This window comes from Staphylococcus canis (genome assembly GCF_016238445.1).
Taxonomy (GTDB): Bacteria; Bacillota; Bacilli; order Staphylococcales; family Staphylococcaceae; genus Staphylococcus; species Staphylococcus canis.
This window is the reverse complement of record NZ_JABANU010000040.1, coordinates 1-8,005: the sequence shown is the minus strand read 5'-3', so window position 1 is coordinate 8,005 and position 8,005 is coordinate 1. Positions and strand designations below refer to the sequence as shown.

The following is an 8,005-nucleotide window of genomic DNA, read 5'->3' as shown; positions in this document are numbered from 1 at the left end:
AACCAAGTTGCCCGCTTTTGTATTCTTGTAATATTTTAAGTTTGAAATCTAAACTATAACTTTTATTCATAATTAAACACCCCAAAAGTTGAATTTTGTAGGTTCAACTTTTGGGGTGCAGTACATGATTGCCCTCGCTTTTTATATTAAAGATTAATGATTATGTTCATGGTCGTGGTCATGCTCATGATCGTGATCTTCGTGATCGTGGTCATGCCCTTCATGTTCATGGTCATGTCCTTCATGATCATCTTTCGCCATGATTTTAGAATCTAATGCTTTTTTAAGGTTTTTAATATTTTCATCCATTAATGTTTGGAATGTTGCGTCTTTGCTTTGATCTTTTGTGATAGCTTCCATGTTGTTGAATTTTAATGGTTCTGCTTTTGTTTCTTTGCGGATGGTATCTGTCACTTTATTCGCAACGTTTTCTTCATATAAGATGTATTTAGCGCCTGAGTCGTTGATTTCTTTTACAATTTGCGTTAATTCTTTTTGTGATGGATCTTCAGCGCTTAAACTTTGAATACCGACTTGTTTGAAGCCATAACGGTCTGCAAGGTAACCTAATGACTCGTGAGAAATAAAGACTGCATGGCCTTCATGACCTTTAGTCGCCTCTTTTAAGTCACTGTCAATTTTTTCTAAGTCTTTTAATAATTTATCCGCATTTTTTTGATAATCTGCTTTGTGGTCTGGATCTTGTTTGCTTAAGTCATCGCGAATGGCTTCAACGAATTGCTCATCTAATTTTGGATCTAACCAAACGTGTGGGTCATACATGCCATGTGCGTGCTCATGTTCATGATCTCCTTCGTCACCGTGATCATGGTGGTGGTGGTCAGCTAATAATTCATCTTTATTAATATGATCTTCTAATGATAATTTTTTGTCATCTTTTTTAATCGCATTCGCTACTTTTTTAGACACAGGGTCTAAATCGTCACCTGTATAAACGAATAAGTCCGATTTTGTTGCGTTAATGATATCTTTTTGTGTCGGTTCAAAGCTATGTAAGTCGGCTCCTTTTGGATAAATCGAATCCACCTCAATATGTTCGCCACCGATTTGTTCAACAAATGATTCAAGTGGATACACTGTTGTTGTGACTTTGATTGCGTCATCTGATTTTGCTGCGTCTTTAGTTTTTGATGCATTGTCGTCACTTTGTCCGCATGCTGCTAACATTGTTCCTGTTAACGCAACAGTCGCTAAAAATTTCATACTTCTTTTAATCATTACGTGCGCCTCCATTTATATTTTATATATAGTAATCATTACGATTTAAAATTATAGCGGAATTTCTGTCAAAGCGCAATGCTTCATGTCACATTTTTATACCAGTCAATCATACACCGTCACATTTTCGTCTTTTTCACGTAAAAAAAAGCGTACAAATACGGAGACTCTCCCCGTACTCATACGCTTCTTCATTAAGATGCCGTTAAAGCATCTTTCACCGCTTCTGCCACAAGTTTCGCAGAGGCTGGATTTTGTCCTGTGATGAACTGACCGTCGACTTCAAGATGGCCTTTCATCGGTATTTTCGATTTACGATAAGTCGCATCTTTGACTTTCAGTTCCGTTTCTAATTCAAATGGAATATATTGTTTGCGATTCGCAAGTACTTCTTCTTGATTAGAAAAGCCTGTAACTGTATGGCCATCGATTAAGAAATGATTGTCAGACCCTTTTACTTCAAGTAACGCACTTGTACCGTGACACACTGCTGACACAATACCATTTTGATTATAAATCGTATTCACCGCTTCATGAATTTTATCATTATGCACAAAGTCATACATCACACCATGTCCACCTGTAAAGTAAATCACATCGTATTCTGATGGATTCGCTTCATCAATAGAGGGTAAATTGTTTAAACGCTGCATGAATACGTCATTTTCATAATATGACTTTGTTAATTTATCTAAAGTTACTGGCATTAAGCTCATCGGGTCCAGTGGTGTTTTGCCACCTTTAATATTAAATAGATCGACTTGAAAGTTAGGATCGCCTTGAAACACATCATAAAAATGTACAAGCTCACTTAACCATAAGCCTGTCGGTTTATCAGAACCATCAAATTGATCATGACTTGTGTTCACTATCATTATCTTTTTCATTATTACACGTCCTTTTATAATGTCGTGCCTCTACTATACCCGCTTTGCTTCCTACTTCAAACTTAAAAAAGTTGAGACAACAACCGTCGCCTCAACTCAAGTGAACCTATTGAATCATCTACATTTCAATAGATTCAATTTAACTGTTTTGCAAATGAGAATAAGATTATTTTATAAAATTTAATATCAACCGTCAATCTTGAATGTATATCGCTTGTGCGATAGATTGAGTTTTAAGATACGTTGGAACATCAATGACACGTTGGTTTAATGAGCCTTTATACGGTAAATTCGGTTGATATAAATGCGCGATAAACATTCCGTCAACAAGCACATCAATCTCGCTGAGTATCGCTTGACGTGCGCGTGTGCTTCGACTTAAATATTCAATTTGAAACCCTGTCCACATCCAAATGGTTTTCGTCTGTCCAAAGCGCTCACGAAACGCATGGATGAGCGGTGTAATGACGTTTAAATTACAAAACGGTTCGCCACCTAACAGACTAAGTCCTGAGATATAGCTCGGCGCACACGCTTCTAAAATTTCTTCAATTATATCATCCGTCAAAGGTTCGCCGTAACGAAAATGTTGTGCTGCAACATTATAGCACCCCTCACATTTAAAAGGACAGCCTGAAACATATACACTACACCGCACACCTTCACCATCGACAAAGCTATGGTATTCAATTTTCGCGATGTATCCCATTCCTTTCTCAAGTACAGTACTCACGAAGATGTTCCTTTTAAATGCTTCACACGTGCACACATTTCTTTATGACGCCCTTCAATCGTCGGGCGTTGGACAGGGTTTCCTAAATAGCCGCATGTGCGTTTGACTACATCAACCGTTTCAGGATTAGCGTTACCACAATGCGGACATTGATAGCCAATAGGTGTCGTCTCAAAATCGCCCTCAAATCCACATTCATAACATCGGTCAATTGGAATATTTGTCCCTAAATAACTGACACGGTCATATGCATAGTCCCATACTGCTTCTAACGCTTTCACATTATGTCCGAGTTTCGGATATTCGCAGTAATGAATATAACCACCACTTGCGTAATACGGATACTCTTTCTCAAAATCCAGTTTTTCGAATGGGGTAATATCTTTCCGTACATCATAATGGAAGGAATTCTGATAATAGCCTTTATCTGTAATATCCCGAACCTTCCCAAAACGCTCAGTGTCCAGTCGACAAAAACGATCGGTCAGTGATTCACTCGGTGTACTGTAAATACTGAACCACACGTCATACTGCGCCGTCCACGTCTTTTGATAAACTTGCATTTCCTTTAATATCTCTAACGTAAACGCCTTGGCTTCAGGATTCGTTTCCCAATTTGGTCCGTAAAACACTGTAGCCGTTTCATATAATCCAATATAACCCATAGAAATCGTTGCTCGTTTGTTTTGAAATAGGGTGAAAACGTCATCCATTTCATTCAAACGATATTTAAACGCACCTCGTTTGTATAAAATCGGCGCATTATTCGGAATCGCTTGTTTCACACGTTCAATTCGGTAAAGTAATGCATCATGAAGCAACGCCATACGTTCATGAAATAACGTCCAAAATTGTGTCATATCACTTTGAGACGTCATCGCAATACGCGGTAAATTCAACGTCACCACACCAAGGTTACAACGGCCATGATTTTCATATTCTCCTGCGTCATTTTGCCATGCTGGTAAAAACGAGCGACATCCCATAGGTGCTTTGAAATCCCCTAACAATTCTACCGTTTTGTCATAATTTAAAATATCCGGATACATCCGTTTCATTGAACACTCTAACGCCAATTGTTTAATGTCATAATTCGGATCTTCTGGCGCAAAGTTCAATCCTTTTTTAATTGAAAACACAAGTTTAGGAAAAATGGCAGTGATGCGGTCTTTCCCTAATCCTTTAATCCGTGTGTTTAAGATGGCTTGTTGGACCATACGACTCAGACGGTCTTCACCAAGTCCAAAACCAAACGTCACAAATGGTGTCTGACCATTAGAGGTATATAGTGTATTAATTTCATACTCCAAACTTTCAATCGCATCTTGGATATCTTGAGTTAATTGTTCCTCCACATACGCTTCAACCGCTTCTCGCTTCACAAAACGGTGTGCCATGTCACGATGTTTCGCTTCATTATATGCCGCATATGTACTCAGTAACTCATCAATACGATCAATCGTACATCCACCATATTGACTGCTTGAGACATTCGCAATAATTTGAACCAGTTGTGCTGCCGCAGTTTGAATCGATTTCGGTGATGTCACTTCCGCATTACCAATTTGAAAACCGTTCCTAAGCATTCCTTCTGCATCAATCAAACAACAATTCGTCATCGGTTGAAACGGATGATAATCTAAATCATGAAAATGAATATCACCCGACTGATGCGCTTCAGCTACGTGTTTAGGTAACAGTTGATGTAGTGCATACGCTTTTGACACCACACCCGCTGTTAAATCACGCATCGTCGCAAACGTTTCACTATCTTTATTCGCATTTTCATTGACTATCGTTGGATCTCGTGTAATCAGTCCTGTCAATTCTTTTTCCAGTTCCATCTTCACTTCACTCTTTCCATATCTAGTAGACAACTCCAATTCTAGATACAAGATATAGTGGTTTTCAAACAATAATTTGCCTGTTAACCAATTTGTCATTACTTTGTATCGATTATGTGAACAAATGAACAAAAGAAACATACTAAGATTAGCTGTGAAGAAATCTATCGTCATAAATTTCTTCACAGCTAATCTTAGTATGTTTCTTTTGAATTCTACTTGAAATTAGCACTTACCGTGCTAATTTTCTTATGTTTAGCGCCATAAGGGCAATTCCAATTTCACATTCGACTTTAGATTGGGTGCGTACGGATAATCTTTTGAAACCCAAATTAGCCTTCAAATTTCCAAAAGCTAATTCGACATCTATTTTACGTTTTTTGTAGATGCCATTCATTTTAGGATCTGAAAGCAATTATTTAGTATAATTTTTTAGATATTCCCATGTGAAGTTTTTCAGTAATTTTTTATTTGTATTCGGATTTTTAGTTTGTTTCATACATTTGCTTCGCAATGGGCAATCGAAACAATCTTCACATCTGTATTCTTTGAAATCTCGACGATAACCGTAATAATTATGTCTAATTCTATATTTGAAGAAATGTAAGTCTTTATTATTCGGGCACAAGTAATAGTCGTCTAATTCATTGTATCGCCAATTTGCAGAGATAAACGGATCATTTTTAAATTTCTTTTTCCCTTCTTTAATGTACGTTCTATAAGTGATTAGTGGCGTCTTTTCAAAATCATGCAGTATCATTTTATAATTACTTTCACTACCATAACCTGCATCAGCTACAATATACTCCGGAATGTCACCATATAATTCTTTCATTTCATTCAAAAACGGTTCCAGTGTTCTTGTATCTCCTGGTTTATTATACACGCCGTAGGCGAGTACAAATTGATTATTCGTTGCTATTTGTAAGTTATATCCTGTTTTTAATTGTCCATTTTTCATGTGGTCATCTTTCATTCTCATAAATGTCGCATCATGATCTGTTGTTGAATAGCTCTTTCTGTCACCATAAATTTCCTTTTGATTCTCATATCTAATTTTGCGTTCTCTAATATCATTAATTGCTTTTTTGCTTTTTTTAATTTGGCCTCGCTGTTTTCTCAATGTTTTACGTTCTTGAGTATTGGCCGTTTTTTCGATTTGAGAAGTTAAATTTTTTTCTTTCTTCTCTAGATAGGTTTCAATTTGATTCATCTCTTCTTTAGACAACTCTTCTGAGGATTCTTTTTTTATTTCTGGAATTATTTCCTCAGCTACTAAAGTTTCGTAAAGTGTATTAGACTTTTCAACAACCGATTGGCTGAATCTTTCGGTATTTGCGAGCTATTGAAAGGTATATTTATTGGCATTTGCTTCAAGCTTAGTTCCATCGATGTAAACCACATCTTCAGATATTAATTTATCTTCGATTAACTGAGCTCTAAAACCAACAAATAAGGTTTGTAAAATTCCCATCATATGTGGATTCACTCTGAACCTATTTATAGTTCTGTAAGAAGGTGTTTGCCCTTGGGCAAGCCACATGAGACGACAGCTACCTTTAAGAAGGAATTCTATCTTGCATCCTGAAAAAACAGATTGAGAATAGCTATAAAGAAGTATTTTTAACATCATCTTTGGATGATAAGAAGAGGGGCCTCTATGATTGTAATAATCATTGAATTCTGCAGCAGGGATGGACTCAACAAGATGATTAATAATAGTAGGAACATCATTTTCTGGAAATGTAATTTCCGTTTCTATTGGTAGTGTAAGTTGAGACATGTTATAATTTTTGTACATATAAAGTTCCTCCGTATCATTTGTTTGTCGTTATTCATTATTATACGTGAGGGCTTTATTTTCTTAAAATAATATATAAAGAGAATCGATTAAGTAAAAATGATTTTACCTAATCGATTCTCTTTTTTGGCTAGGAATTATGTCCCAGCCCCTTCTCAGATAATCTTAGTATATTTCGTATCAAAAACGAACAAATAGAATATTGAGTAAATCATATTTTCAAATTACTTATTAAATAGGTTCTCTTGTAATTTTCTCATAATTACTTAACTTGGAGCAGATATAAATTTATACCACCTTTTTTAAGGTATAAATAACTAACACAAAAAATAATAATATAAATAGTGTCCCTAATATAGTTCATATAATTCTAGTTTAATAATTGTTGTAAGCGCAAAAATGCATCCCCTAAAAAGTTAGATTTTCAGTTCAACTCATTTTTCGGGGCCCACGTTTTTTTACGAAAAGCTCAATTTTTCTCAATTACTAGAATATTCATATTTCAGACTCTAAAAAATCAATATCACTTTTCATTTGTAAAATAAAGATATAAACAGAAACCTACTAAAGCAGCTACCAATCCACCACAAATTCTTGGAATCCAAATGCTTTGCATAATATTATCTAAAATACTTGCTGCAAAAGAACCTGACATAGCGCTAATAACAAATAATATAAACCAATTAAGTGCATTCATTAAAATTCCTCCATATAAAATATTATTTTTAATAACTATTTCTCAAATTTTTAGTGAATATCCACGATGTTATTAAACATAGGATTATTATACCTATTGTATACTGTGAAAATGAAAAAGGCTTTGAACCAACTAATGCAGGATAATAATATATTGGGAAATTTTCTATAAATTGCTTTGTGTGTTCATTTTGTATTGTTTCTAATATATTTGAGAAAATATTGTGAATGAATAATAATAATGCTGTTAAAGTAGCATATATAATGCCAATATGTACCCTATACAAAACCATTAAATATCCTAGAGCAAAATATGAAGTGACTAATAGTATTATATTGAATAGAAAGCCTATAATAAATTTGAAAGTTAATGCCCCTTCTACACCGAAATTTTTAACTATAATTAATAGTATTATGCCTATAGAAGCATAAAGAAGAGCGATTAACACAGATAATATATAATTAGACATTGCGTAATGAAGTCTGTTTTTTCTAGAGTTATTAATTAGAGACGCAACTTTAGTAGAATAGTCTCTATTAACAAAATAAAGTGGATGTAAGACTGCAGCAAGCATACCAAACATACAATAAAAATTTGATACATGTTTAATAGTAAATGGCATATTTTTATATATGGAAAAATACGCTATTAACAAAGGAGGTAATATAGTAATTAATATGTAGTGAACCCAAAAAGTTGAACTTTTTGATTAAGCTATTTTCCTAAGGCAAGATTTCTGTATTCAACAGGAGTCTTGCCTTTTAAATTTACTTTTCTTCTTACGTTATTATAGTAATTGATATA

The 8,005-nt window shown here is 34.8% G+C and carries 6 protein-coding genes and 1 pseudogene; all 7 read right to left on the bottom strand.

Annotated elements, in window-relative coordinates:
• Nucleotides 1-153: 153 nt before the first annotated feature.
• Entirely contained in the window at nt 154-1,239 is a 1,086-nt protein-coding gene (locus tag HHH54_RS10565; RefSeq protein WP_232796325.1) for a metal ABC transporter solute-binding protein, Zn/Mn family, read from the bottom strand.
• Between the two features lie 194 nt (nt 1,240-1,433).
• Nucleotides 1,434-2,126 (bottom strand): type 1 glutamine amidotransferase domain-containing protein, encoded by a 693-nt coding sequence (locus HHH54_RS10560; protein ID WP_198618762.1) that lies wholly within the window; start codon nt 2,124-2,126, stop codon nt 1,434-1,436.
• A gap of 193 nt (nt 2,127-2,319) precedes the next feature.
• Nucleotides 2,320-2,835: an anaerobic ribonucleoside-triphosphate reductase activating protein gene (gene nrdG / locus HHH54_RS10555; protein ID WP_198618763.1), complete on the bottom strand. Its 516-nt coding sequence runs from the start codon at nt 2,833-2,835 to the stop codon at nt 2,320-2,322.
• A 20-nt stretch (nt 2,836-2,855) separates the two neighbouring features.
• Nucleotides 2,856-4,802, bottom strand: a complete 1,947-nt coding sequence (nrdD, locus tag HHH54_RS10550; protein ID WP_269814024.1) for an anaerobic ribonucleoside-triphosphate reductase — start codon at nt 4,800-4,802, stop codon at nt 2,856-2,858.
• 133 nt (nt 4,803-4,935) lie between these two features.
• Nucleotides 4,936-6,504, bottom strand: a pseudogene (locus HHH54_RS10545) (IS1182 family transposase).
• A gap of 523 nt (nt 6,505-7,027) precedes the next feature.
• Complete coding sequence (locus tag HHH54_RS10540; protein ID WP_198618760.1) at nt 7,028-7,201, bottom strand: hypothetical protein; 174 nt, start codon at nt 7,199-7,201, stop codon at nt 7,028-7,030.
• Nucleotides 7,202-7,915: 714 nt separating this feature from the next.
• Complete coding sequence (locus tag HHH54_RS11580; protein WP_432813794.1) at nt 7,916-8,002, bottom strand: IS3 family transposase; 87 nt, start codon at nt 8,000-8,002, stop codon at nt 7,916-7,918.
• Nucleotides 8,003-8,005 lie beyond the last annotated feature (3 nt).